The organism is Sinorhizobium psoraleae (assembly GCF_013283645.1).
Classification (GTDB): Bacteria; Pseudomonadota; Alphaproteobacteria; order Rhizobiales; family Rhizobiaceae; genus Sinorhizobium; species Sinorhizobium psoraleae.
In genome coordinates, this window is the sequence record NZ_JABEKV010000003.1 from 721,513 (window position 1) to 748,051 (window position 26,539).

Consider the following 26,539-nt stretch of genomic DNA (forward strand, 5'->3'; position numbering starts at 1 on the left):
AAACGCCCTTTATGCCTGGTCTTTCCTTCGAAAGTTCGGCCGATGGCGCAACCGACGAGCCATTGCCACGGAACAAACCTGCCGATAAGCGGTTGGCTGTCGGAAGGGACAATCAATTGGAGAACTTCCGATGACGAGTATTCTCATCAAGAGTGCAGTTGCCTTGGGCCTCGGCGTCGCGTGCAGTCCAGCCTTCGCGCAAACGGAGCAGCCGGCGCAGGGCCAATCCAGCGATTGCCCCGCCGGAACGGAATGCCCGCAGGGCGGGGCACAACAGGGTCAACAGCCTGATGCTCAAGGAGGAACAGGCCAACCGGATCCTGGGCAGGCGGGTGAGGGCCAGCAGCAACAGACGCCTGATCAACAGCAGCCGACCGACCAAGGGGGCGCCGGCCAGCAACAACCGGACCAGCAGCAGGACCAGCAGGGCGAGACTGGCACGACCCCGCAGCCGGATCAGGGCGGCTCGCAAACCGAGCAGCAGGGCACCGATCAGCAGCAGGGCACCGATCAGCAGCAGGGCACAGACCAGCAGCAGCCCGCACAGGGTGAACAGCAGCCGTCGCAAGGGGAATCGGAACAACCCGCCCAAGGCGAAACCCAGCCGTCACAGCAGCAGGGTCAGACATCCGGTTCATCCGGCGACGTTAACGTGACGGTGGAGCAGAAGACCGAAATCACCCAGGTCATAAAGGAAGAAAACGTCGAACCCATCGACGTTGATTTCGACGTGTCCGTGGGGGTAGCGGTTCCCGAGACCGTCAAGGTCAAGCTGAAACCGGTTCCGACGCGCATCGTGAAGATCGTACCGGAGTACGAAGGCTACCTGTTCTTCGTGCTGGCAGACGGCCGGATTGCCATCGTGGACCCGTCGTCGCTGGAGATCGTGATCATCATCGCGTAGCACCTTGCCAGGAGGTCCACCTGGCTTACCGGGTGGACCATCCAACTTCTCCAAGGATACCCGGCCCCGGCGGTCGGTCACCCGGCCGCCGGGTGTGCAGGGATCAGGCATTGAGCGATTTTGCAAACGGCATGACGCGGATCCGCTTGCCGAGCGCCTTGTAAGCTGCGTTTGCAACGGCTGGGCCGATCGGCGGAACGCCGGGCTCGCCGATGCCCGAGGGCGGATTTGCGGAGGGCACGATGTGAACCTCGACCTTCGGCATCGCATCGATCCTCAGCGGCGTGTACATGTCGAAATTGCCCTGGTCGACCTTGCCATCCGTCAGCGTGATTTCCTCACCCAGTATGGCGCCCAGCCCGAAACCAATGCCGCCCTCGACCTGCGCCCGGACCTGGTCGGGATTGATTGCCAGTCCGCAGTCCACGGCAGCGACGACGCGCTCGACCTTGATGCCGCCATTCCCATCGCTCGAAACCTCGGCGATCTCGGCCACGACGGAGCCGAAGCTTTCGGCGATAGCGACGCCGCGGAAGCGGCCTTCGGCGAGTGGCTTCTCCCATTCCGCCTTTTCGGCCGCGAGCTTGAGGACCTTCGCGTGACGCGAGTCCGGTTCGAGCATGGAGAGGCGGAACTCGACCGGATCACTTCCCGCCGCCTCGGCCACCTCGTCGAGGAAAGTTTCTGCCGCGAAGGCGGTGTGGGTCGAGCCGACGGAGCGCCACCACAGGACCGGAACGCCGACGTCGGTCGTCGTAAGCCCGACCGTCTGGTTCGGAATGGCGTAGGGCAGGTTGTGGGCGCCTTCGACCGAAGTCGGGTCGACGCCATTCTGGATCATGCCCTGGAAGGCGGTCTTCGCCACGATAGACTGGCCGACGATATGATCGTCCCAAGCCACGAGCTTTCCGTTCTCGTCTAGCCCGGCCTTGAGGCTGTGCACATAGGCGGGCCGATAGCGGCCGGCGTGCATGTCGTCCTCGCGGGTCCATTGCACCTTTACAGGCGCGCGGAACCCGATGGCCTTGGCCGCATAGACGGACTCAACGACGACATCGCCGTCGAACACCGCCCGCCGGCCGAAGCTGCCGCCGGACTTCATGACATTGAGGCGCACTTTTTCCGGAGCAATGCCAGCAATCTCGGCGGAAAGGCGCTGATAGACGTCCGGGAACTGATGCCCGCCCCAGACCTCGAGCGTGCCGTCCTCGTTCATGCGCGCGACCGCGTTCAAGGGCTCCATCGCCGCATGAGCGAGATAGGGGAATTCGAAGCTTCCCTCGATGACCTTTGCGGCGCTCGCGAAGGCGGCTTCGGCGTCGCCGTCCTTGCGGGCGACCGCCGCCGGCGGTTTCTTGGCCAGGTCGCGGTACATGGACATGAGCTCATCCGTGCCGCGTTTTTCCGCCGCCGTTTCGTCCCATTCGACGGTGACGGCGTCACGGCCCTTGATCGCCACCCACATGTGCTCGCCGATCACGGCGATGCCGCGCGGCGTTTCGACGACGTCGACCACGCCCTTGAGAGCCTTTGCGGCCGAAGCATCGAAGGACTTCACCTTCGCTCCGAAAAACGGCGGATGGATCATCACCGCCGTCAGCATGCCGGGAAGCTTGACGTCGATCGTGTACTGCTCCGTGCCGTTGGCCTTACGGGCGCTGTCGAAGCGTTTCAGCCCGGCATTGCCGATAAGTTTCCAATCCGACGGTTGCTTGAGCGGTACATCGGCCGGTACCGGCATGGTTGCCGCCTTGGCGACGAAGACGCCGAAACCGCCGCTCTTGCCGGACGGGTGTGACAGGACGCCGTTTTCGACAGTGATCTCCGCTGCGCCGACGCCCCATTCGGAGGCGGCGGCGGCGACCAGCATGGCGCGGGCCGCAGCCCCCGCCTTGCGATAACGTTCCCAGGACGAAGCCATGGAAGTGGAGCCGCCGGTGCCCTGGAGGGCGCCACCAAAGGCGATATTGCCGTAGACCTTCACATTGCCGGCGGCACCGATCACGTCGATCGTAGACCAGTCGGCGTCGAGTTCCTCGGCGACGAGCGTGGCAATACCGTTGTAGGAGCCCTGACCCATTTCGAACTGGGAGGAGAGCACAGTCACCTTTCCATCCCCATCGATCGTCAGGTAGGGCGAAAAGGAATGCGCCTCGCCCGTGCTCGTCGTTTCGGCGGCGGCCGCTGGCGATGCTGCCAGCAGGCGATAGCCGACGGCGATTCCGGTACCGGCCGCGAGCGCGCCGAGCAGGAACTGCCGCCGCGACGCCTCGATCCGGGCGGTGGGAAGGGCAACCGATTGCATCAGTTTCGGGATCATGGCTCAGGCCTCCAGACGCTTTGCGGCTTCGTGAATGCCGGCACGGATTCGATGATAGGTGGCGCAACGACAGAGATTGCCCGACATGGCCGCGTCGATGTCCGCGTCGGTGGGTTTCTGATTGGTCGTCAGGAGGTCCGTTGCAGACATGATCTGGCCCGACTGACAGTAGCCGCACTGGGGAACGTCGAGATCGGCCCAGACCGCCTGCACCGTTTCGGCAACCTTCCCCTTCAGCCCCTCGATTGTCGTCACCTTGGCCCCTTCGATGTCACCGATGAAGGTTTGACAGGACCGTACCGGCGAGCCGTCCACATAGACCGTGCAGGCTCCGCATTGCGCCATGCCGCAGCCGAATTTCGTTCCGGTCAGCCCGACAAGGTCGCGGATAACCCAGAGAAGCGGCATATCCGCTTCGGCGTCGAACGTATGTTCGACACCGTTGATCGTAACATTCACCATGGTGTTCTCCTTGCGTTATGCCGTGGTCGCGGGCCGCGCAACGCGGCAGGGCGCTTCGCACCCGGCGCCCACCAGACCGCCGCAGCAGCTTAGGAGACCATCCTTGAGGCCGGAAGATTCAATCCTGTCGAATTGTTGCCCATTCCTGCCGACTTGACGCAATTGTGATCATAGGGCGAGGCGCTGCATGCTTGCCGGATAGTGGCGTCCTGTTCCGGCGGTGCCGGTGCTACCCGACTGGATTGCGCTTTGTCGAATCGTTGGAGTTCAGGATCGCCTTGATGTCACGCAACGGCGGATGCCCGAATGCTCGACGATATTCCCGGCTGAACTGCGTCGGGCTCTCGTAGCCAACCCGCAACGCGGCTGTTGCAGCATCGACCGACTGAGCAAGCATCAGCTCCCGTGCGTGATGGAGCCGCAGATGTTTCTGGAACTGCAAGGGGCTCATCGCTGTCATCGCGCGGAAATGATGGTGCAACGTCGAGACGCCCATGTTGGCGATCTCCGCCAGCTCTTCGACCCGCAATGGACTGGTATAGTTCTCCTTCAGCCATGCTACCGCCTTTGCCACCCGGTTGCTGTTCGTGCCCGCAAGCGCGAAGCGGCGCAGCCGCGCCCCCTGCTCGCCGGTAAGCAGCCGGTAGAGGATTTCGTTTTGGATATGATTGGCGAGGAACGGTATGTCCTTCGGCGAATTCGCAAGTGAAATCAGGCGAAGCAAGGCGTCGAAGAGTTCCGGCGTGGCGGTGCCGACGGCGACGCCGAGGTCGCGCTCGGGCATACCTGTCGGGTGTATGTCGTAGTCGGCTATGATGCGCCGCAGCTTCTCCAAATCAAGCCGCAGCGAGGCCGCGACATAGGGTTGGGCCTCGCTTGCCGCACAAATCTGGGCGGTCACGGGCAGGCCGATGGCGGTCAAGAAGAAGCAGGATTCATCGTAGATGAGCGTTTCGTTGCCCACATGGACATTCTTGCTTCCCTTGATGATCAGGGAGACGCTGGGCTCGTAGACACCGGAAAACGGTCCGGCCGGCTCGACGACACGATAGAGCGAAAGTCCGGGAATCGCGTGCTTGAAGGAGATCCCATCCCAGGGCAGTTGCAAAAGCTTGTCGAGAATTTGCGCGCGAAGCGGCGCGGTTTCCTCGCGCAGGTCCCGCTTCTGGAACATGGTCTTGCTCATTGTCACTCCTGGGCCCTGACCGTTCTCTCTATCGCAACCCGGTTCGCATTTCTTATCACATTATTTTGATTTCGAGAGAATCAGGCAAGAATGTGCCACAATCGAGCATGCAGGATCTCAGCTGGCCTGCCCGAGCGGCGGCGCCCTCGGCGGCAAATGCAGATGGCACAGATGCATCCTGCGCTCACCAAGATGAGGCCGATTGAGCGCGGCGGACTTCAGTAAGAAATTCGAATGCTACCCGTGTCGGTCGCGGTGAACTCAGGCTCAGGGTAGGCGCCCTGCCATTGAGCATAGGTTGTGTTGATATCGCCAGAACCGGTGCTTGCGCATGCCGAAAGTGCCAGAAGCGCTACCGCAGCAATCAGAAATCTAAGAGGCATGGTTTTCTCCAATCACGGGAGATTGCCCAGGCCTCGAGGGCCAGTGTCAAATTCTCCCTCAAATCATCTTCAATGGCAAGCGGGCTTCGCACGTTCAGGCAGTTACGCCAATAGCGTTTCAGCTTTTCCGTGCGGTAAGGAAGCAACGGCGATGCCGCTGCCGCAGAGCCGCTGGCGCCCACCATTGACAAATACCGGACATGGGGCGAGCCTCCGCAGGACGTGGCGAAAAAAGATCGCAGAAGTTCGTGCCGAAGCGCTTCGCGCGACCGCCGAGGCGGGCCTAAAAGGCGGCGGACAACCTTATTCGGTATGTCGATAACGAAACCATCACTGCGGCACAGAAGGTCTTCGAGAGAATGGATTCCGTCGGCCAGAGCAAGGTCTCGCAATCGTGATCGAACGGCGTCCCTCGGTCGTTATCATCGGCGGCGGCTTTACCGGGGCCGTCGTCGCGGCAAGTCTCGCCCGCGACAGTAGCATGGAAGGATGGCAGATCGCCGTCTTCGAGCCGCGCGAACGTCTCGGCTGCGGCCTTGCCTACGACACCGAAGATCCGGCGCATCGGGTCAATGTGCCGGCAGGGCGCATGAGCCTCGATCCGGACGATGCCGACCAGTTCGTCCGCTGGATGCAGCTTCGGGGAGAACCGCGTGACGACGCGGAGGCGCTGGCGCCGGACGGCCATCTCTATCCACGCCGCGGCCTCTTCGGCCGCTATGTCGCCCATGCCGTGGCGCCGTTCCTTGGCAACGGCCGCATCACCCACCACCGGCAGCGGGTCATCAGCGTCGAGCGGCGCGGCGCCGACTGGGAAATCCGTGGGGACGCCGGCACGACGCTTCGCGCGGACGTGCTGGTGGTCGCGACCACGCATCCCGCCCCTGCGGCGCCGGCGGGCATCGACGACGTGTTGCGGGGGCACCCGCGCTATGTGGCGGATACCACCGTGCCCGGCGCCCTTGCGGCCATTCGCCCTGACGACCATGTCCTGATCATCGGCACCGGCCTCACGGCGGCGGACGTCATCGCCTCGTTGCGCACGACGGGCCGAACAGGCCCGATCACCGCCTTTTCCCGCCGCGGCCTGCGCTCGCGTGGCCATGCGAGCCGCGCCCAGGACCCCTATGGCGATTTCACGTCGCCGCTATCGGCAACGGCGACAGATCTCCTCGTGCGGGTGCGCAGGGTTGTCGCATGTGCGGAAGCGGACGGCTTTTCCTGGCATGCGGTGTTCGATGCGCTGCGCAGCCAAGGCGGAGAGATCTGGCGCAATCTCCCGGTGGCGGAACAGCGGCGGCTGCTACGTCATCTGCGCCCCTTCTGGGACGTTCACCGCTTTCGCGTCGCGCCGCAAATCGACGCGATCGTCAGAGCCGGATTGCAGTCGGGCGACATTCGCATTCTGGCGGGTTCGATCGATCGGCTCGAGCGAAACGGCGACGAGATCGCTGCCACGTTCCGGCGGCGGCATGGGGCAGGGATCGAGCAGTGGAATCTCGATGCCGTGGTCATCACAACCGGCCCGGCACACAAATCCGTGTTGAAGAGCCAGATCTGGCTCGAAACACTTTCGGCGGATGGCCATCTGCAGCCGGACGCGGTCGGGCTCGGCCTTGCCTGCAGCGAGTCGAGCCGGGCGCTCGACAGGCAAGGGCGGGAAACGGAGACCCTTTTCATCGCCGGACCGCTCGCCCGCGGAACCTTCGGTGAGCTGATGGGGCTGCCGCAGGTCAACGATCACGCGATCTTCGTGGCGGCGCAGGTGGCTGCGCTCGCGCGGGGGCAAGGAGCGACGAACGTCGCTCTGTCGCGAGACGACGGATCGGAGACATTACGGGCTGCAACGACTATCAGTTGACCGCCCGCGCAGAAGCCAAATGAATTGCGACAAGTCGAGGCGACTGCTGTCTGCCCCGGTTCGTAATGGACGCGGCAGCCGCGTCTCACTCGGCGTGCGATACCTTCGTCGCTGCACCGGTGTCCGCGGCCAATTGGATTGCGTCGAGAATCTGGGCGGCGCGCAGGCCGTCGAGGGTCGATCCGTTCCGCATCGGGCGGTTCTCGGCGATCGCTTCGAGAAACTCGTGGATCATGAACCCGAACACTTCTGCATAACCGATCGCGACGCCGTCGTGGGGAACGGGAAGCAGGCCGGCATAGGGCAGGGCCGGATTGTTCGCGACGAGCGCAAAGGGGGATTGCCCGCTCCCGTCGAAACGCGCGATCTCATAATGGGATGGCATGCGAGAATTGTAGCGCAGCGCGCCCCTGGTGCCGGTGATCGACAAGGACAGCGTGTTGCCCATGCCGACCGCGACCCGGCTTGCCATGAACATGCCTTGGCAGCCGCTTTCGAAGCGAAGCAGGGCGGATGTGACATCGTCGTTGTCGACCGGTCTGCTTTCGGTGCTGAGTGCAACCTTGTCGTGACCGATGCTGGCGGACGCCGGCAGAAACCGCTCCTTGACGGAAATCGTGGCGATGGCGCCGACGACGTCTGACACTTCTCCGCAGAGAAAGCGGGCCGTATCGATCGCATGGGTTCCGAGATCGAGCAGCGCGCCGGGGCCGGCGCGGCTCCGCTCATAACGCCAGCTGTGCGGCAGATTGGGATCGGCCGCGTATTCGCTTTCGTACTGGATCAGGGCGTTGACGAGATCGCCGATTTCTCCCGCGATGATGATGTCGCGCATCGCCGCGACGGCAGGAATGCGGCGGTAGTTGAAGACCGTCGCGGAAACGAGTGGCGATGCCGTCGCGGCGCGATGGATGCGCAGCGCCTCATCGGCATTGAGGGCGAGCGGCTTTTCACAAAGGACGTGCTTTCCGGCGGCGATCGCCGCCAGCGTCACCTCCGCATGGAGCACGTTCGGCAGGCAGATGCTGACGATGCCGACACCAGGATCGTCGAGAACCGCATGGAGGTCGGTCTCCGTCTTTTCGAAGCCCCAGGTTGCGGCAAGCCGGCTGGCCAGCGCCCCGTTGCCGTCGCAGACGGTCGCAAGGCGCAGACCGGAAATGCGGTCCCTGAAGCGCGGCAAATTTGTCCGGTAGCCGAATGCGTGCGCGGCGCCGATCATACCGGCGCCGATGACGGCGATAGCCTTGCTTTCCATTCTCTCCTCCCGAGGAGGTGTAGCAGAGCGGCGAAATCAGCGTATGAGAGCCTCCGGATAACGTCAATCAAACTCGCCTTAACGCTGCATGCCGGTGCGAACACGACCACGCACGGAATGGGAGTTTGCCGCGAATGACGGCCTCGAAGGCGCGGAACTCGCCTGGGCGACGAACTTGTCCCGGACGGCCGGTTCATGAGCAATGCTCGTCTGCGCCGCTGTTGCCGTGAGCCGCCGCATTGGCTGAGCTTTCGGCAACACTTCCACGGCAGGTTGCGAGACGCCTACCCCTTTCGGCAGTTCTGACCTATATTAAAGGGCGATCACGTTTATGCATTCGGGTCGTTCAGGCTTGAGATCACCGTGATCCGAAACGACCCTGAGGTTATGGCGGCGAATGTCCCGAATCCTCATCCTGCTCATGACATTGTTATCGGTGTTCGCGTTTCCCGACCCGCCTGCATCCGGAGCCGAGCGCCGCGCGGTGGTCTTGCACGTGAACGGCGCGATCAGCCCGGCAACGGCCGAATATGTGACGCGAGGGCTCGAGCGGGCCAAGACGCGTGGCGCATCCCTGGTCGTGTTGCAGATGGACACGCCAGGCGGCCTCGACACATCGATGCGCGACATCATTCGCGCCATCCTCGATTCTTCCGTGCCGGTCGCAAGCTTCGTAGCGCCGAGCGGGGCGAGGGCGGCGAGCGCCGGTACCTATATCCTCTACGCCAGCCACATTGCGGCGATGGCGCCGGGCACCAATCTCGGCGCCGCAACGCCGATCGCCATCGGCGGCGGTCTTTTCGGCGGCGATGAAGAAGGCGGCAAAGATGGTTCGGGCGAGGCTGACCGGCCGGGTGGCGCGAAGCAGCCAGCCAATGCTGGTGAAGCGAAAATGATAAATGATGCGGTCGCCTATATCCGTGGCCTCGCCGAGCTGCGCAACCGCAACGCCGATTGGGCGGAGCGGGCAGTGCGCGAGGCCGCGAGCCTTTCGTCGACCGCTGCCGTCCGCGAAAAGGTTATCGATTTCACGGCTGCCACCGTCGGCGACCTTCTGAAGCAGGCGCATGGCCGCACGGTTCGTGTCGGCCAGACCGATATCCGCCTCGATACGGCTGGTCTTGCCATCGAGGACCTGCTGCCTGATTGGCGGACACGCCTCTTGTCCGTGATCACCGATCCAAACGTCGCCCTGCTTTTGATGATCGTCGGCATCTACGGGTTGATCTTCGAGTTTCTGACCCCCGGAACGGTCCTGCCCGGCACGATCGGCGGCATAAGCCTCCTGCTCGGGCTCTATGCCCTTGCGGTGCTGCCGGTGAGTTATGCCGGGATCGGGTTGATCATCCTCGGCGTGGGGCTCTTGGTGGCCGAGGCGCATGCGCCGTCGTTCGGGGCGCTCGGTCTCGGCGGCGGGGTCGCGCTTGTGCTCGGCGCAGCCATCCTGTTCGACACGGACGTCCCGGGCCTGCAGGTCTCCTGGCCGGTTCTCGGCGGCGTTGCGATCGCAAGCCTCGCTTTCAGCCTGCTTGTCGCGCGCCTTGCCTTTATCTCGCGCCGGCACAAGGTGGCCACCGGGGCGGAGCAAATGATCGGCATCTCCGGCACCGTCGATAGCTGGACGGGCGCCACGGGCTACGTCATCGCCCATGGCGAACGCTGGAAGGCCATCAGCGGCGAGCCGCTCGCCGCGGGAGAAGACGTGACGGTCGTCGGACGCAACGGACTGACGCTGAAAGTCGCGCGCAGTGAATCGCAAAGCTAAGCGCCTCGGCAGGAGAAGGTCATGGACATAGTCGGAAGTCTTACCCCCTTCATCGCGGCGCTTGTGGTGCTGCTCATCGTCATTGCCTACGCAATCAGGATCCTGCGTGAATATGAACGCGGCGTCGTCTTCACACTGGGCCGGTTCACCGGTGTGAAGGGACCGGGGCTGATCCTGCTCGTTCCCTATGTCCAGCAGATGGTGCGGGTCGATCTCCGGACGCGGGTGCTCGACGTTCCGAGCCAGGACGTCATTTCGCACGACAACGTTTCGGTCCGCGTCAGCGCGGTCATTTATTTCCGGGTGATCGACGCGGAAAAATCGACGATCCAGGTCGAGGACTTCATGGCGGCGACGAGCCAGCTCGCCCAGACGACCTTGCGGTCCGTGCTCGGCAAGCACGACCTCGACGAAATGCTGGCCGAGCGCGACAGGCTCAATGATGATATCCAGAAGATACTCGACGTCCAGACGGATGCCTGGGGCATTAAGGTCGCCACAGTCGAGATCAAGCATGTTGACATCAATGAATCGATGATCCGGGCGATCGCACGCCAGGCGGAAGCAGAACGCGAACGCCGCGCGAAGGTCATCAACGCCGAGGGCGAACAGCAGGCGGCGGCGAAGTTGCTCGAAGCGGCCCAGATCCTCGCCCAGCAGCCGCAGGCGATGCAACTGCGTTATCTCAGCACCCTCAACGTCATCGCCGGCGAAAAGAACTCGACGATCATCTTCCCGTTCCCGATGGAATTGGCGAACATTCTCCCAACCAAGACGGGCGATTCCTCGCAATAAAGCACACGAGAAACGCTGCTCAATCTCGTGGCAAACCCGCCGGCCGCAATTGTTTCTTCAGCGCGGCGATGCGGAAGATGGCATTGGCGGCGCCGTAGCCGCGGTAGCCGCGCCGCTCCACGATCTCGAAGAAGAAGCCCTCGCCGTATGTCGGACTGTAGAGCTGAAAATACTCTCCGTGCTCATCGCGGTCGTAGAGAATATTTGCCTTTTTCAAGCGCTCGATCAGTTCCGGCTCAAGCGCGAAGCGGGCCTCGATGTCGTCGTAGTAGTTAGGCGAGATCGGCAGCGCGCGAAAACCATTCGTCTGCAATGCCTCGGCCGCCGCGAAGATATCGTTCGTTGCAAAGGCGAGATGCTGGACGCCGGAGCCGAAGGTCTCGGCGATGAAGTGGCCGGCGAGCGTGTTGCGGTTTTCGGCGCCGTTCAGCGTGATGCGCAACGATCCTGCGTCATTCTCCACCACCTGGCTGCGCACCAGCCCGGCCGGATCGATGATGTCGACCATGGGTGTTTTATGCACGTTGAGCAGGGAGTTGTAGAAGAGAAGCCAGGTCAGCATTTCCTCGTATTTGACGGTTTGCGCGACATGGTCGACGGAGATGAGGCCGGCCGGCATCGTCGATTGGTCGCCCTCCGCCGGTTCGAATTCGATCTCCCAGATGCGCGCAAGCTCCGACCGTTCATCGAGGAAATAGATGATGCCGCCGCCGACGCCGCGTATTGCCGGTACCGAAAGCTCACCGGGGGCGACGGCCTGTGCGAAGGGTTCGGCGCCAAGCGCCTTTGCGCGCTCGACGGTCGCCGCGGCATCGTCGACCATCAGCCCAACGGCGTAGGCGGAGGTGCCATGCACGAGGTAGGAGGCGTTGGCGAACCCCTCGCGTTCGGTGTTGAAGACGAGATTGATTGCGCCCTGCCGGTAAAGCGCGACGCGTTTGGTCTTGTGCTTCGCGGCCTTGCGGAAACCCAGCGTTTTCACCAGCGCTTCCAGTTCGGCCGCCTGCTCTTCGTCGGCCGCGAATTCGATGAAGGCGACACCTTTCACCTCGGCCTGCGCCGGCATCGCCGGTACCGACAAGGGTGTATCGGGCTCGGCGCGCTTGACCTGATCGCCGAGATAGATCAGCGAGCGGCGGCCATCGACAGCAATGGCGCCGGCGTTGCCACCGCGGAACTGGTCGTTGAAGATTTCGAGCGACAGGTAGCCATCGTAGCCCGTCGCCGCGACGGCACGCATGAAGTCGGTGACGGGAAGGTCGCCCTCGCCGGGCATGTTGCGGAAGTGCCGGCTCCAGTAGAGCAGGTCCATGTCGATCAATGGCGCGTCGGCAAGCTGAATGATGAAGATTTTCTCCTTCGGGATCGAGCGGATCGAGTTGACATCGATCTTGCGGGAGAGCGTGTGGAAGCTGTCGAGGATGAGGCCGACATTGGGATGATCGGCGCGCCGGACGATCTCCCAGGCATCGCGATGATCGTTGATATGCCGTCCCCAGGCGAGGGCCTCGTAGCCGACCCTGAGGTTCCGCTTCGCTGCCCGCTCGCCGAGTTCGCGGAAATCGGCGGCTGCGCGGTCGATGCCGCCCTGCCCTGCAGGCGACACATTGGAGCAGACGAGCACGAGATCGGTGCCAAGCTCCTGCATTACGTCGAACTTGCGCTCGGCACGGTCGAAGGTTCGTGTGCGGAGCGGTTCCGGCATGCCCTCGAAATCGCGAAACGGCTGGAACAAGGTTATCTCCAGGCCGAAGTCACGCGCCATGCGGCCGACCTCGCGCGGGCCTTCGTCGAAAGCGAGGAAATCGTTCTCGAATATTTCCACGCCGTCGAAGCCGGCCTTCGCGATTGCCTCCAGCTTGTCCTTGAGATCGCCGCTGAGCGAAACCGTGGCTATCGAGGTCTTCATAGTCCTGTCCTCGTTTGGGCTGAACGCCGGATGCGCCTGCGCGTCAGCCGGTCATCGTCCTGAAATGGCCGAGCATGCGCGTTGCGTCGGGCTCGAGCCCGGTAAAGAGCCGAAAGGCGCCGACCGCCTGGAACACGGCCATGCCGCCGCCGTCGAGCGTCAGGCATCCGCGCCGACGCGCCTCCTTCAGAAGCGCCGTTTCCAGCGGAAAATAGACGATCTCCGCCACCCAGTGGCGGCGCTCGAGAAGTTCGGCATCAAGCGGCAGGCCGGGATATTTGGCCATGCCCGTCGGCGTCGCGTGAATGAGGCCGGCGGCTGCTCGCATGGCTTCGGTGAGGTCGGTTCCCGCCATGATTTCAGCATTCGGGAAATATCCGGAGAGCATGCAGGCGAGGGACGGCGCCCGCTGCGGTTCGCGGTCGAATACGGTCAGGTGCCGCACGCCAAGTGACAGTGCCGCATAGGCTGTCGCGACGCCTGCGCCGCCGGCGCCGAGTTGCACGACCGAGGAGAGGTCGGCTCCGGGGAGGCCGCGACGGAAGCTCTCGCCAAAACCCCACCAGTCCGTATTATGGCCATAGCGCCGCCCGCCCTTCAGCACCACGGTGTTGACGGCGCCGAGCGATCGCGCCTCGGCGGCGAGTTCGTCGAGGTGCGGGATCACCGCCTGCTTGCACGGGTGGGTGATGTTGACGCCGGCAAGCCCTCGCTTCTCGGCGTCGGCGAGCAGTCGCGAAAGGTCCTTCTCGCTCGCGCCCAGCATATTGAGATCGATCAGCTCGTATTCATAGTCGAGCCCTTGGGCCGCGCCCTCCGCCATGTGCATCGCCGGCGTCAGCGAGGCCTGTATGCCGGCGCCGATCAGGCCGGCCTTCAAGGATCTTACAAGCGTGTCGGTCATGGTCTCCGGTTCCATGTGTTCGTACCAACGAGGTCCGCGGGCGCTGGGCAGGCCCGTCCTTTCGCGTGACAGGCCTGCGGCTTCCTCGTTACTGGCCGCGTACGGCGCCGATTTCCTTGAAGAGGGCCTGCACCGTCTCCTGGCCGATGTCGGCGCTGAACTTCTCGATCATCGGCTTGACCGCGTCGCGCAGGCGCTGCGTCTCCTCGGGGGAGAGTTCGCTGACCTCCATGCCGGTCTTGCGGATTTCCTCGAGCGCTGCTGCATCCTGCTCGCGCGACACCTTGCGCTGGAAGTCGCGTGCCTCGACCGCGGCCTGCTGCAGAACCGCCTTCTCCTCGTCATTGAGGCCGTCCCAGAACTTCTTCGAGATCAGCACGATCTGCGGGTTGTACTGGTGACGGGTCAGCGTCATGTATTTCTGCACCTCGTAGAACTTCGCGTTGAGGATGTTTGCGGACGGGTTCTCCTGGCCGTCGACGGTTCCCGTTTCGAGCGCGGTGTAGAGCTCGGTGTAGGGGAGGGGTACCGCGTTCGCCCCGAGCGAGTTGAAGAGCTCGACCGGGATCGGCGACTGGATCGTGCGGATCTTCAGGCCCTTGATGTCTTCAAGCTTGGTGACCGCGTGGCGGTTGTTGGTGAGGTTGCGGAAACCGAGTTCCCAATAGGCAAGGCCGACGAGGCCGGTGTCGGACAGACGCTCCATCAGGCCGGTGCCGAACGGGCCGTCCATCACCTTGTCGGCCTCCTCGCCGCTGTTGAACAGGAAGGGAAGGTCGACAGCGCCGAACTCCTTGACATTGCTTGCAAGAATGCCGGCGTTGAGCACCGTCATCTCGATCACACCGCCTTGCAGCGCCGAGACGGTCTGCACGTCGCCGCCGAGCGTGCCGCCCGGGAAGAGCTTTACCTCGATCTTGCCGCCGCTCTTCTCCTTCGCGAGCTCGGCGAATTTTTCCATGCCGGTCACCTGCGGGTGGCCCTTGTTGTTCGCCGAGGCGAATTTGATGGTCTGGTCGCGGATCTCCCCCAGTGCCGGTCCGGCCGTCAGCAGTGCCAGTGGCAGGGCGAGGCCCAATGCCAGTTTCGTCAGTCTGTTCAACATTTTTTCCTCCCAGGTTGGACCGGTGTCACGCCGGTCGTGTTGACAGTCAGAAGTCACGCCCGTCAGCGCCCGAACCAGGAAACCGGAACGGTCACCAGCTGAGGGAACAGGACGAGCAGGAAAAGAACGATCAGCTCCGCGATAAGGAAGGGCATCACGCCCTTCATCAGCTCTTCCATCGAGAGTTTCGAGACGCCGCAGATGACGTTCAGGACCGTGCCGACGGGCGGCGTGATGAGACCGATCGAGTTGTTGATGATGAAGAGCACGCCGAAATAAACCGGGTCGATGCCCGCCTGCTTGATGATCGGCATCAGCACTGGTGTCATGATCAGGATCGTCGGCGTCATGTCCATGGCGGTGCCGACAATGACGATCAGAACCATGATGGCGATGAGCAGCGCCGTCTGATTGTCCATCAGCGGTTCTACGAGCGCGGCGAGCGCGCCCGGCACGTCGGCGACGGTGATCAGCCAGGCCGAGACCGCTGCGCAAGCGACCAGGAACATGACAACGGCGGTGATCTTCGCGGCCGAGACGAATACGTGGAAGAGCTGCGCCGGCGGCAATTCGCGATAGACGACCATCGAGACGAAGAGCGAGTAGACGGCAGCGACCACGCCCGCTTCCGTCGGCGTAAAGACGCCGAACTTCAGCCCGACGATGATGATCACCGGCAGCATGAGCGCCCAGAAGCTGTCCATGAGGGCCTTGAGGCGCACGGCGCCACTCTCTCTCGGCGGCAGCTCGAACTGCTCATTGCGGGCGACGAGTAGCCAGGTGACGCAAAGGGCCGCGGCGATCATCAGCCCAGGGAAAATGCCGGCGAGGAAGAGCTTGGTGATCGAGACGCCACCGACCACGCCGTAAAGGATGAAGCCGATCGACGGCGGAATGATCGGGCCGATGACCGAGGCCGATGCCAGCAGTCCGCCGGCGCGCGCCGGGTTGTGGCCGCTTTTGAGCATCATCGGTAGGAGGAGGGCGCCGAGTGCGGCCGCATCGGCGACAGCCGAGCCAGAGAGGCTAGAAAGGATGCAGGCTGCGAAGATCGCCACGAATCCGAGGCCGCCGCGGATATGGCCGACCATCGCCATCGCCAGGGCGACGATGCGGCGGGAAAGGCCGCCGGTGTTCATGACCTCGCCAGCCAGCAGGAAGAAGGGAACGGCCATCAGCGGGAAGCTGTCGGCGCCGTTCAAGACGTTCTGCGCGACGATTTGAGCATCGAACATGCCGAGATAGAGCATCAGTGCCACGCCGCTCAGGATGAGGGCGAAGGCGATCGGCACGCCGAGTGCCATGGGTCCGAGAAGCGCGCCGAGAAAGATGGTGACCGTCATCGTCGCCTCCTCAATGCTTCGGCGAGAGCTGGCCGAGCACGGGCTCGGGCAGGTCGTCGAGGGCGGCCTCGTCCTCGCTCTCGCGCACGAGGTCGACCGTCGTCACGTCGATGCGGCCGGTCGCGATCGCGAAGGCGTCGGAAAGAAGGATCAGGAAGGCCGGGATGCCGAAGGCGAGACCGGCGCCGTAGAAGAAGGCCATCGGAATGCCGGTCGCCGGCGCACCGACATGAAGGTTGATCAGCGTCTGCGTCCAGCTGCCGCTGATCACCAGCCATGTGGCATAGAGCATCAGCGCATGGCCGCAAAGCACGGCCACCTTTGCGGCAGACGGCGGCAAGCGCTTGATGAGGGAGTCCACGCCGAGGTGGCCATGCTCGCGCATGGCGACGACTGCGCCGAGAAACGTGAGCCAGACGAAGAACATGCGCGACAGCTCCTCGGAAACCGTGATTCCCTGGTTGAAGGCATAGCGCAGGACGACATTGCCGAAGACGAGCACGACCATGCCGGCAAGCAGCAGGGCAATCGTCACCTTCAGCGCGAGGAAATAGAAATCGATGATGCGGGCCATTCGCTCCTCCCAAGCGTCGAACGAGCGTCAATGCTAGCATTGTGCACTCGCCGGTGGCTTCTCCTACCCAAGCCGGACGTTCGGCCTGACGGCCGGGACCCGCGCTCCTCCGCGCAAGCTCGGCATGTTCTTGAAACAAAAATGTACTAACTAGTTCGGAAAATCAAGATAGGCTAAGGTTGAAAGGAAAGGCGAAGGTGAATATGTCTTGATGTATCCCCCGGGGAGCCATGGGTCGACGCTGCCCGTTCTGGCAATAAGATCGACGAAACAAGGACTTGGGGAAAGCGGGGGCAGGCGGTAAAAATGGCGGAGCGGCAGACGAACGGCAGGAAGAACGATCCGCAGCGGACGCAGGAAGACATCCTCGAAGTTGCGACGGAGGAATTTTCCACCCACGGCCTGGCAGGCGCGCGCGTCGATCAGATCGCAGAGCGCACCCGCACCTCGAAGCGGATGATCTATTATTACTTCGGCAGCAAGGAAGCGCTCTATCTCGCAGTGCTCGAGCGATCCTATCGCAAGATCCGCACGCTCGAAGCCGATCTGGAACTCGCGAACCTTGCCCCCGAAGAAGCGCTTCGTACGCTGATCGCAACCACCTTCGACCATGACGAAGCCAATCCAGATTTCGTCCGTCTGGTCAGCATCGAGAACATCCACCATGCCGCGCATATGCTGCGTTCGGAGGCGATCCGCGACCTAAATGTCTCCGTCATCCAGATGATCGAGGCCATCATCGCGCGTGGTCTCGCCGACGGCACCTTTTGCCGCAAGGCCGACCCGATCGACATTCACATGCTGATCAGCGCCTTCTGCTTCTTCCGCGTCTCGAACCGCTATACATTCGGCACGATTTTCCGCCGCGACCTCTCGGAAAAGACGACGATCGAACGGCACCGCACGATGATCGCGGATGCGGTCATCAGCTATCTGAAATCGGCGGAAGGCGGGCCCGCTTCCGCGTAGTCTACATAGCCCGCGTTCCTTTGTGCATCTCAAAAGACCCACGGCGCTGTATCAAGGGACGAGTACCGCTGCCCCGCTGAGCCTGCCGGCGCGAAGATCGGCGAGGGCACGATTGGCTTCCTCAAGCGGATAAAGGATGGTGTGCGTCTTGACACCGGCTGCTGCCGCGATCGCGAAAAACTCGCAGGCATCCTGGCGCGTGAGGTTCGCGACCGAAACGAGTTCGCGTTCGCCCCAAAGGACGGCATAGGGCATGGCGGGGATATCGCTCATATGGATGCCGCCGCAGACCACCCGACCGCCTTTGCGGACTACTTTCAGCGCTGCCGGTACGAGGCTTCCGACGGGCGCGAAGATGATTGCCGCGTCGAGCGGTTCCGGTGGCAACTCGGCCGAACCGCCAACCCAAAACGCGCCGAGGTCGAGGGAAAAACGTTGCGCCGCCGCGTCCTCCAGGCGGGTAAAGGCGTAAACCTGCCGCCCCTGCCAGACGCAGATCTGAGTGATTATGTGTGCAGCGGCACCAAAGCCGTAGATCCCGATCCTCCTGCCGTCGCCGGCCCGCTTCAGCGAGCGCCAGCCGATGAGGCCCGCGCAGAGGAGCGGTGCAAGTGATACGGGATCGCCACCGGGATCAAGATCGAAAGCATAGTCGGCATCCGCGATGACATCCGTGGCAAAACCGCCGTCGCGGGTATAGCCGGTGAACAGCGGATCATCGCAGAGATTTTCCGCGTTCGAGCGGCAATAGAAGCAGCTCTGGCAGGTATGGCCGAGCCAAGGGACACCCGCGCGCCGGCCGATGCGTGCCGGATCGACACCGCTGCCGACGGCTTCGACGATGCCGACGATCTCATGACCCGGAACGAGCGGCAGCTTCGGCTGCGGCAGGTCGCCATCGACCACATGCAGATCGGTGCGGCAGACGGCACAGGCTTCGACGCGCAACCGGATCTCACCGGCAAGCGGCTCTGGAAGCGGCCGCTCCACCGCTTGCAAGGGTTCACCGATCCTCTCGAGGACCATCGCGCGCATCCGCTTCGGCCTCCCTGGAGTTGCAAAATCTCGTCGCAGTTCGTGCTGTTCGAAACGCGGCTCGGCAATGATATCCTTTCGTGATGGGTGGCGGATAGCCTGTTTCCATCGCATCGCAGTTTCACCGGTTTCATCAAGACAGCCATCGGCTTCGGAAGGATCGCAAATGCCGAAAAGAAGCGCGGGCATCCTGCTTTATAAACATGAGAATGGGGCGCTCCGTGTCCTGCTCGTCCATCCCGGCGGTCCCTTCTGGAGCAACAGGGATCTTGGTGCATGGTCGATCCCCAAGGGGGAATACGACCCGGATGAGCAGCCGGAGGCAGCCGCGCGGCGCGAATTCCTCGAGGAAACCGGCATCGCGATGAATGGGGCGTTGGAGCTCCTTGGGGAACTGCGCCAGAAAAGCGGCAAGCTCGTCACCGCCTATGCCGGCGAGAGCGACCTCGACATCACCGATATCCGCAGCAATATGTTCGAGATGGAATGGCCGCCGCACAGCGGGAAGACGCAGGCCTTTCCGGAAGTCGATCGTGCCGGATGGTTCAGCGTGCCGGAAGCGCGGGAGAAGATAAACGCGTCGCAGCTGCCGTTTATAGATCGCCTTGAAACGTTGCACGGCAAGACGCCGCCCCCCGAATGACCTTCAGCAAATGATGGGGCGATACTGCAGGCGTCAATGATTTTCGACTCTCCGGAAGACCGCTCTTCCGAGCTTCAATCCTCGCGGTAACGCAACGCATCGACCACGACCTTGAATGCTGGGGAGTTCTGATGTCGGCTGGGATAATAGATGTAGTACCCGGCGAAAGGGGGCGACCAGGACTCGAGCAGGGGTACCAAGCGTCCCGCCATGATGTGTTCCCTGACAAGGTCGTCCGGCACATAACCTATGCCGTGACCTTGCAGGGCGGCATCGACTATAGCGTAGGAGCTATTGAAGGTTAATTGTCCGTCGACCCTGACGCGGAGCTCTTGCCCGTCCTTCTCGAACTCCCAGACATAAAGCCCACCGCTTGTTGTCTGGCGCTGGTTGATGCAGTTGTGCTGGATCAGTTCCTGGGGATGCCGCGGTAGCGGGCGATTTGCCAGATATTCGGGCGACGCGACGGCCAGAAGGCGCCAGTCCGGCCCGATCCGGACCGCGATCATGTCCTTTTCGATGCTCTCACCAAGGCGAATGCCTGCGTCGAACCCATCTTCCACAATATTACGCAAGCCGTTGTCCCTGTTCAGTTCAAGCTTGATGTCGGGATACTGAGAGAGGATCGGCTCCAGTTTGGGCCAGACCAGGCTCTCCAAAGCGTGGTCCGACAGCGTGATCCTGATCGTGCCGGACGGCGTGTCGCGCAGGGCCATGAGCGCCGCTAGATCGTCGCGTATGGCGGATACCCGCGGCGCCAGCGAATGCAGCAGGCGCTCGCCAGCTTCCGTCAGTGCAACGCTCCGGGTGGTGCGAGCCAACAGCCTGAGGCCCATGCGCGTTTCCAGGCGCTTGATCGTGTGACTGAGTGTCGACTGGGTTATGCCGAGCTTGGCAGCCGCCTTCGTGAAGCTGCGTTCCTCGGCCACTGCCAGGAACCATAACAGATCGTTGAAGTCTTCCCTGGCCATCGCCTTACGTCCGGATGCGCGTCTTCGATTTATGCTTCACGTCGATAAATCTAAGCGAACTATGGCCACTAATCCATAGGCATTGCCTCTGTTATCTTCCATATCTCATGGATTTGGTGCTGAACTGCATCATCAATCCCGGCAAGGTGTTCGACCTTGAGGTTCCGCTCGTCGATGTGGCCGAAGGCTATCGTGCCATGGACGAGCGCCGCGCGATTAAAACGCTGCTGCGTGTTTGACGCCGCTCTACAGCGCCGCGCGTCTCAACGCAGCAGCTCCAAGCGCAAAGGCGGCCTTTATTCCGCCCGCTTCTTCATCTTCTGTTAAGGAATACATTCCTTTGCGGAGATCTTTCCATGGCGCTCGGCGCATCCCAACGTTTGCACGACGGCGTTGCGGCCGTCGAAACCATGACGCGTTTTGCGCTTGCAGTGCTGGCGCTTGCCTCGGGAGTCTATACCTATCTCGGCGTACGTAGCATTCTCGACGGCTCGCCGACCGCGGTCTTCTTCGCGGCGATCATATACTCGGCCTCAGTCTCCGTCGGCATCTATGCCTTCTGGTCCTACATGGCCCGCTTCTATCCGCATGTGACCACCCATACGGGCCGGGCTGCCATGTTGGGTGTGATGGCATTGGGCGCGGCTATGATCATTGCGATGTCGAGCTGGCTCAATGCGGCGGCGCTGGCGGGTTCGGCGGCGCTCGAACAGCACCTCGCCGAAACGGTGGAGGACTATACCGCCGACCTCGACCAGGCGCACCAGAATGCGCTTGCGGCTCAAAGCCTGCTGCCCGATATCCAGCGGGCATCCGAACGCTTCGCGCAGCTTGCGGCCTCGGAGCGGCAATCGGGAGCGCTCACCGGCACGACCGGATCGGGAAGCGTGGTGCAGCTTCTGTCGCAAATGTCGGCGCAGATGAAAGAGCTCGAAAATGGCATCAACGCCTCACGCGAACAGCTCACGATGCTGTTCAACGAAGGGCAGAAGCGGCTTGAGACCATGCGCACGCTGGTCTCGGCGCCCGGTGCCATCGAACCGCGTGCCGACCAGTTTTCCTCCGAAGTGGTGGCGCTCACAGGCGTAATAGCCTCGCTCGGACAGACTTCCATCGCGCCCTCGATCCGTCGCGCCGCCGATGACCTGTCCCTCGGCTTTATCGCACCGGTGGCTGACGGCGGTGATGCCGATCTCATCAACCGGCAGGACAGGGTGATGGAGACGGTGCGGACCTCGGTTGCAGCCCAGTCCAAGGTACTCTCCGAGGCGGCCGACGAAATCCTTACGCGGGCGCCGGTGGCGGAGCGACGCTTCGTTCCGCTGTCCTCGGCCGAAGCCGTGTTGCGCTATGCGACTGATTTTATTCCGGCTTGGGCTGGTGCCATTTCCATCGACCTGCTGCCGGGCGTGTTGGTCTTCATTCTCGCCGCCGTGCACGGCGCCATCCGCAAACAGGAGGAGAGGCTGCCCTTTGCCGAGCGCATCACGGCTGCCGAACTTCTGCAAGCGCTGCAAGTGCAGCGAGCGGTAACGGCAAACGGGATAGACCTCGGGGAGATGGGTGCTCAGGCGAAAGCCGACAGCAACATCGAGGAGCCGAGCAATATCACCAGTCTCGACCCGAGAACGCGTGTCAAGGATCGGCCGCATGAGGATCGATGAGCCGTTCAAGGCGCTGATGCGGCTCGACGACGGTGTGCTGATGCGCGGCGCCTTTTTCATCTTGCTGTCGGCTGCGGCGGTCTTCCTGCTGATCGACATGCGCGACATCGCGGCAATGAATGCCGAAGTGCCGGGTTTCGATCCGATGCATGAACCCGTTCTGCCTCCGGCCCTGACGGAAGGCATGCCCAACCCTCCCTCGGTACAACCGGCAAGCTCCCATGAAGTGCTGCGCCAGCCGATGAAGTTTGAGCTCACATCCGGCGGCGTATTGCTCGCCGAAGGCACCATTGACCTTGGGGCAGGTGCGCGTTTCGCCCGGGAGATCGAAGCGCGCGGCGAATATGTAAAGACGGTGGCGCTCAATTCCCCTGGTGGCTCCGTGGACGACGCGCTGGCCATTTCGAAACTGATCCGCGAAAAGAAGCTCGATACCAAAGTGGCGTCAAAAGCACTCTGCGCCTCCTCCTGCCCGATCGTCTTTGCCGGCGGCGTGGGGCGCCTGGCTGAAAAGGATGCGGTGGTCGGCGTGCACCAGTTTTTCAATGGCAGCAAGAACCGGTCGACCGCGGAACAGGCCATGTCGACCGCGCAGTCCACCACCGCCCGGGTCGCCCGCCATTTCGATGCGATGGGTATCGGCGCCGGGCTCTGGATCAATGCCCTCGAAACGCCGCCGGACAGACTCTATTACCTGACGGCGAAGGAGATGGCCGATTTCAAGCTGACCACGGAGCCGGTCGCAACTGCCAAGAAGAAGGCTTAAGCCATTCTCGCAATCCGCCGCGGCTTAGATCATTTCCTTGAAACTATCCCGGCTCCTTGTGTGACCTCAGTGCGTCGTCGTTACCTTCACTTGTCCCTTCCGTTCCAGGACATCGACAACGACCTGGGATCTCGCGCGTCTCAGCGCTACGTCGACGAGGCCCGAACTGGTCCGCAGGCGTGTTAGCACGACCTCGTCCAGGAAGGGTGGGAGCGTCGGTTCGTTCAGGGTCACATGTCCCCTGTCGGGATCGAAACCGAGGCCGATCATCGATTGAAGCAGATAGAGCGGTGCTGCTGCCGCCCAAGCCTGCGGAACACAGGAAACCGGGTAGAAAGTCGGGCCGCGGGCGCGCTTGCGCGCGAAGCCGCAGAAGAGTTCTGGCAGGCGCCTGAGGTCTATATAGGTCGACGCCGCGAACAGCCCTTCGAAGATGCTGGCCGCTTCGATACGGAATCCATAGCGCACGAAGCCTGATGCAATCAGCGCGTTGTCATGCGGCCAGACTGAGCCGTTGTGGTAGCTCATCGGATTGTAGCGGGCCTCCGAGGCAGCGATCGTGCGCACGCCCCAGCCGCAGAAGGAGGATTGCGCCATCAAGGTCGACACGACCTTTCCGGCGCGCTCGGGGAGGGCGATGCCGGTGAAGAGCGCATGGCCCGCGTTGGAGGAACGGACGCGGCAAGGATTCTTCTCGCCGTCGAGGGCCAGCACATAGGTCGCGAGTTCCTCGTCGAAGAACGCCTTGTCGAAGCGGATGCGCAGATCTTCCGCCCGTTGCTCGAACCTCAGCGCGTCGTCGACATGGCCGAGCTTCCGCGACAGGCCAGCGGCCGCCTGCCAGGCGCCGAAGACATAGGCCTGTACTTCGGCAAGCGCGATCGGCCCCGCGGCCAATCTCCCATCCGCATGAAAGATCGAATCGTGGCTGTCCTTCCAGCCCTGGTTCACGAGGCCCTTTGCGGTCCGGCTTCCATATTCGACGAAGCCGTCGGCGTCGCGGTCACCGAAACGGTCGATCCAGTCGAGCGCTGCCACCACGTGTGGCCAGAGGCTTCGCACCGTTTGCAAATCGCCGGTGCGATCGAGATAGGCGCCGGCAAGGATGATGAAGAGAGGTGTCGAATCGATGCTGCCGTAGTAACGCCGGAAAGGCACTTCGCCGAGTTCCGCCATTTCGCCGTAGCGCATCTCATGCAGGATCTTGCCCGGTTCCGCATCGGCGACAGGATCGAAGTGGGTCGCCTGGTTCGCTGCGAGATGCCTGAGCACGCCTTTTGCGATCTCCGGGTCCAGCCACAGGGTCTCGAGTGCGGTGATGAGCGCGTCGCGGCCGAAGACGGTGCTGAACCAGGGAATGCCCGCGTAAGGGTAGGGGCCTTCAGGAGTTTCGGTGAGCAGCACGTAGAGATCGGCGGCGCTGCGTCTCACAGCCTCGTTGAACACTGCGTTGGAGGAGACGATCGCGGCGGCGCGCGAGGACGAGTAGCGCAGCGCCCTCCTGGCGTCGCGAAGCGCCAGAAAGAAGTTGAAGGAGGAAGCATTCCGGTTCTCCTGACGGTCATGGCAGATGATCTCGATGAAGATCGATTGCGCCTGATGGGGCGCGAGTGCGATGACGAAGCGCGCCTTTGCGCCAGAAAGTGTCTGTGGCACTGGGTCGAAGCGCAGGGCTGTGCTGCGGGTCCGGCGGTCGAGACCGTCATAGGCCAACAAGATCCGATCGTTGCCGACAAGCGGGCTATGATAGCTACCGCGGCGTGACCTTGAGGTGCCGCGTACTTCGAAAAGATCGGCGAAGTCGGCGGCGAAGTCTAGCTCGACGTTCACCGTTCTCGGCATTTCATCATAGTTGCGGAGCACGAGGCGCTCGTAGCAGGCCTCTTTCCAAAGGAAACGGGTGCGCCGCACGTGAATGAGGTCGTGCTTCAGCACCTCGCCACCCGCATCGAGCACGAGCGCCGGATTGGTGAGATCACACTCGAGTGTGGCATTGTCGTCTCGCAGCGTGGAACTCAGCAACAGCGGCCGAACGCCGTTCAACGTCAGCACGAACTGCGATAGATGGCGGGTGTCGCGGTGGAAGATCCCCTCCGGATTGGACGGAGAGGAGAGCGCATCGCCATTGTGGTCGAACACGGCGAAGGTGTCGCCGTGTTTCAAGGATCTCGAGGTCCGCTCGTAGCGCGAAACTGCTGCAGGCACCAGGTTGCCCGTATTCGCTTCGTCGGGGAGGGCTTCGGCCGGTCCCCCGTAGATATCGGCTCCCATAGGTTCGATCTCCGTTACATCAGGCTCAGGCGACCCTGGTGAAGGTGGTGCGGACGCCGCTTTCGTCCGTCGCATGGATCGGCATGACCTTTTGACGTCCGCCCGTCAGGCCGCGATATATATCGAGATAGTCGTTCGCCATGCGCCGTGCCGTGAACCGCTCCTCGAACGTCGCCCGGACGGTGCGACGATCGATGCGGTCGAGATCCTGGACCGCCTTCACCGCCTCCTCCATGCTGTCGACAAGGAAGCCCGAGACGCCGTGGTCGATGACTTCGGGCACCGAGCCGCAGCGGAAGGCGACCACCGGCGTGCCGCAGGCCATCGCCTCGATCATCACCAGTCCGAAGGGTTCCGGCCAGTCGATCGGAAATAGCAGGGCGCGCGCATTTCCGAGGAATTCGGCCTTCTGCTGCTCATTGATTTCTCCAATGAATTCGACGTTCGCATGCTGTCGGACAAGCGGTTCGATCTCACTGCGCCAATAGGGCTCGTCGACCTTGTCGACCTTGGCGGCGATCTTGAGCGGCATATCGACCCGAGCAGCAATTTCGATGGCGCGATCGGGCCGCTTTTCCGGCGAGATGCGCCCTAGGAAGGCGAGATAATCGCCCTTCGGAGCGCTGGTGAACGGCAGCACTTCAGGCGCCAGCCCGTGATGCACCGTGGCGACCCAATTGACGGGCGGCATTGGCTTTCGCTGGTCGTCTGAAATCGAAACCAGGGGAATATCCGGGAAGGAAGCGTAGAACGGCTTGAGGTCGGGCAGATCGAGCCGACCGTGCAGCGTCGTCACCGTTTTCCTTGCGAGGCTCCGAATAAGGGGGAAGTGGAGGAGGTCAATATGGAAGTGCAGGACATCAAAGCTCTCCGCTTGCCTGCGCACTTCTTCGAGCATTATCATGTGATAGGGGATCGGATCCTGAACGGCAGGGTTCAATCGCAGCGCCATGTTCGAGCAAGGGACGAGCTTTGCTGACGTCGTCGAATCTCCGCTCGCGAAGAGCGTGACCTCATGGTCTTGCGCAACGAGCTCTTCCGTGAGGTTGTAGACGACCCGTTCCGTTCCGCCGTAGAGCTTCGGTGGGATGCGTTCGAATAGGGGTGCAATCTGCGCGATCTTCATGGGCAAACATCCGTCATCAAGCGAGGTTCAGACGATGAATCACGCGCCGGCCGGGATTGCCGCTGCTGGAGCAGCCGGGACTTGGGTGTCCCGGCAGCCAGCGGGTAACCGCCACTGGTCAGCAGACGGCAGCCGTGAAGCAATTGATGCAGTGCGACCCCATCAAGGAAGTCGGCGAACTCAAGCCCGAACAGGGGGCTTGTTGCTGTCGGAAAATGCGGGCGGTCGTTTGCGGCATCTGCCATCGCGTGAATCTCGCATTTTGGGGGCTACCGTAATGATAGCACCGTCTTGCGCACATTCCTGACCTTGTCGGAGGCGCCGC

At 62.5% G+C, this 26,539-nt stretch carries 21 protein-coding genes and 1 pseudogene; 9 read left to right on the top strand and 13 right to left on the bottom strand.

What is annotated here, in order from left to right:
• The first annotated feature begins 130 nt into the window (after positions 1-130).
• Complete coding sequence (locus ILFOPFJJ_RS19130) at positions 131-904, top strand: DUF1236 domain-containing protein (protein ID WP_173512134.1); 774 nt, start codon at positions 131-133, stop codon at positions 902-904.
• 103 nt (positions 905-1,007) lie between these two features.
• Here ILFOPFJJ_RS19130 and ILFOPFJJ_RS19135 read toward each other — a convergent pair whose 3' ends face one another.
• The 3 genes from ILFOPFJJ_RS19135 to ILFOPFJJ_RS19145 all read right to left on the bottom strand — a co-directional run bounded on the left by ILFOPFJJ_RS19135 (position 1,008) and on the right by ILFOPFJJ_RS19145 (position 4,872).
• Positions 1,008-3,224 carry a xanthine dehydrogenase family protein molybdopterin-binding subunit gene (locus ILFOPFJJ_RS19135; RefSeq protein WP_173512135.1) on the bottom strand — a complete coding sequence of 739 codons (2,217 nt, stop codon included), beginning with the start codon at positions 3,222-3,224 and terminating at the stop codon, positions 1,008-1,010.
• 3 nt (positions 3,225-3,227) lie between these two features.
• Entirely contained in the window at positions 3,228-3,686 is a 459-nt protein-coding gene (locus ILFOPFJJ_RS19140; protein ID WP_173512136.1) for a (2Fe-2S)-binding protein, read from the bottom strand.
• 229 nt (positions 3,687-3,915) lie between these two features.
• Complete coding sequence (locus ILFOPFJJ_RS19145) at positions 3,916-4,872, bottom strand: AraC family transcriptional regulator (RefSeq protein ID WP_173512137.1); 957 nt, start codon at positions 4,870-4,872, stop codon at positions 3,916-3,918.
• Between the two features lie 777 nt (positions 4,873-5,649).
• On the opposite strand from ILFOPFJJ_RS19145, the gene ILFOPFJJ_RS19150 reads away from it, so the two are divergent.
• Positions 5,650-7,116: an FAD/NAD(P)-binding protein gene (locus tag ILFOPFJJ_RS19150; protein WP_376741428.1), complete on the top strand. Its 1,467-nt coding sequence runs from the start codon at positions 5,650-5,652 to the stop codon at positions 7,114-7,116.
• Between the two features lie 85 nt (positions 7,117-7,201).
• Here ILFOPFJJ_RS19150 and ILFOPFJJ_RS19155 read toward each other — a convergent pair whose 3' ends face one another.
• Entirely contained in the window at positions 7,202-8,374 is a 1,173-nt protein-coding gene (locus ILFOPFJJ_RS19155) for a Gfo/Idh/MocA family protein (protein ID WP_173512138.1), read from the bottom strand.
• A 397-nt stretch (positions 8,375-8,771) separates the two neighbouring features.
• Here ILFOPFJJ_RS19155 and ILFOPFJJ_RS19160 point away from each other — a divergent pair, with 397 nt between their 5' ends.
• The gene (locus tag ILFOPFJJ_RS19160) at positions 8,772-10,139 is read left to right on the top strand and encodes an NfeD family protein (protein WP_173512139.1); all 1,368 of its coding nucleotides are present in this window, start codon (positions 8,772-8,774) and stop codon (positions 10,137-10,139) included.
• A 21-nt stretch (positions 10,140-10,160) separates the two neighbouring features.
• On the top strand, positions 10,161-10,934 hold the full coding sequence (locus ILFOPFJJ_RS19165) for a slipin family protein (RefSeq protein WP_173512140.1): 774 nt from the start codon (positions 10,161-10,163) through the stop codon (positions 10,932-10,934).
• A 19-nt stretch (positions 10,935-10,953) separates the two neighbouring features.
• Here the strand turns inward: ILFOPFJJ_RS19165 and ILFOPFJJ_RS19170 are convergent, their stop codons facing one another.
• The 5 genes from ILFOPFJJ_RS19170 to ILFOPFJJ_RS19190 form a co-directional block, all read right to left on the bottom strand.
• On the bottom strand, positions 10,954-12,843 hold the full coding sequence (locus ILFOPFJJ_RS19170; RefSeq protein WP_173512141.1) for a bifunctional sugar phosphate isomerase/epimerase/4-hydroxyphenylpyruvate dioxygenase family protein: 1,890 nt from the start codon (positions 12,841-12,843) through the stop codon (positions 10,954-10,956).
• A 43-nt stretch (positions 12,844-12,886) separates the two neighbouring features.
• Entirely contained in the window at positions 12,887-13,747 is an 861-nt protein-coding gene (locus tag ILFOPFJJ_RS19175; protein ID WP_173512142.1) for a shikimate dehydrogenase, read from the bottom strand.
• Between the two features lie 88 nt (positions 13,748-13,835).
• Positions 13,836-14,852: a TRAP transporter substrate-binding protein gene (locus tag ILFOPFJJ_RS19180; protein WP_173512143.1), complete on the bottom strand. Its 1,017-nt coding sequence runs from the start codon at positions 14,850-14,852 to the stop codon at positions 13,836-13,838.
• Between the two features lie 62 nt (positions 14,853-14,914).
• On the bottom strand, positions 14,915-16,195 hold the full coding sequence (locus ILFOPFJJ_RS19185) for a TRAP transporter large permease (RefSeq protein ID WP_173512144.1): 1,281 nt from the start codon (positions 16,193-16,195) through the stop codon (positions 14,915-14,917).
• Between the two features lie 10 nt (positions 16,196-16,205).
• Positions 16,206-16,769, bottom strand: coding sequence for a TRAP transporter small permease (locus ILFOPFJJ_RS19190; RefSeq protein WP_173512145.1), 564 nt, complete (start codon positions 16,767-16,769; stop codon positions 16,206-16,208).
• 306 nt (positions 16,770-17,075) lie between these two features.
• On the opposite strand from ILFOPFJJ_RS19190, the gene ILFOPFJJ_RS19195 reads away from it, so the two are divergent.
• Positions 17,076-17,738 carry a TetR/AcrR family transcriptional regulator gene (locus tag ILFOPFJJ_RS19195; protein ID WP_173512146.1) on the top strand — a complete coding sequence of 221 codons (663 nt, stop codon included), beginning with the start codon at positions 17,076-17,078 and terminating at the stop codon, positions 17,736-17,738.
• A gap of 51 nt (positions 17,739-17,789) precedes the next feature.
• Here ILFOPFJJ_RS19195 and ILFOPFJJ_RS19200 read toward each other — a convergent pair whose 3' ends face one another.
• Positions 17,790-18,773, bottom strand: a complete 984-nt coding sequence (locus tag ILFOPFJJ_RS19200; protein WP_173512147.1) for a zinc-dependent alcohol dehydrogenase family protein — start codon at positions 18,771-18,773, stop codon at positions 17,790-17,792.
• 166 nt (positions 18,774-18,939) lie between these two features.
• Between ILFOPFJJ_RS19200 and ILFOPFJJ_RS19205 the strand changes: the two genes are divergently transcribed.
• Positions 18,940-19,416, top strand: a complete 477-nt coding sequence (locus tag ILFOPFJJ_RS19205; RefSeq protein WP_173512148.1) for an NUDIX hydrolase — start codon at positions 18,940-18,942, stop codon at positions 19,414-19,416.
• A gap of 74 nt (positions 19,417-19,490) precedes the next feature.
• On the opposite strand, the gene ILFOPFJJ_RS19210 is transcribed toward ILFOPFJJ_RS19205, so the two are convergent.
• The gene (locus ILFOPFJJ_RS19210) at positions 19,491-20,387 is read right to left on the bottom strand and encodes a LysR family transcriptional regulator (protein ID WP_173512149.1); all 897 of its coding nucleotides are present in this window, start codon (positions 20,385-20,387) and stop codon (positions 19,491-19,493) included.
• A 92-nt stretch (positions 20,388-20,479) separates the two neighbouring features.
• Between ILFOPFJJ_RS19210 and ILFOPFJJ_RS19215 the strand changes: the two are divergent.
• The 3 genes and pseudogenes from ILFOPFJJ_RS19215 to ILFOPFJJ_RS19225 all read left to right on the top strand — a co-directional run.
• Positions 20,480-20,626: pseudogene (locus tag ILFOPFJJ_RS19215) on the top strand (IMP dehydrogenase); the annotation flags it as partial.
• A 117-nt stretch (positions 20,627-20,743) separates the two neighbouring features.
• Positions 20,744-22,051, top strand: coding sequence for a hypothetical protein (locus ILFOPFJJ_RS19220; protein WP_173512150.1), 1,308 nt, complete (start codon positions 20,744-20,746; stop codon positions 22,049-22,051).
• On the top strand, positions 22,038-22,817 hold the full coding sequence (locus ILFOPFJJ_RS19225; RefSeq protein ID WP_173512151.1) for a COG3904 family protein: 780 nt from the start codon (positions 22,038-22,040) through the stop codon (positions 22,815-22,817). Before ILFOPFJJ_RS19220 ends, ILFOPFJJ_RS19225 begins: the two co-directional genes overlap by 14 nt.
• A 66-nt stretch (positions 22,818-22,883) precedes the next feature.
• Here the strand turns inward: ILFOPFJJ_RS19225 and ILFOPFJJ_RS19230 are convergent, their stop codons facing one another.
• Together ILFOPFJJ_RS19230 and ILFOPFJJ_RS19235 are read right to left on the bottom strand one after the other, a co-directional pair.
• Positions 22,884-25,088, bottom strand: coding sequence for an amylo-alpha-1,6-glucosidase (locus ILFOPFJJ_RS19230; RefSeq protein WP_173512152.1), 2,205 nt, complete (start codon positions 25,086-25,088; stop codon positions 22,884-22,886).
• A 25-nt stretch (positions 25,089-25,113) separates the two neighbouring features.
• Positions 25,114-26,214, bottom strand: coding sequence for a glycosyltransferase family 4 protein (locus ILFOPFJJ_RS19235; protein WP_173512153.1), 1,101 nt, complete (start codon positions 26,212-26,214; stop codon positions 25,114-25,116).
• Positions 26,215-26,539 lie beyond the last annotated feature (325 nt).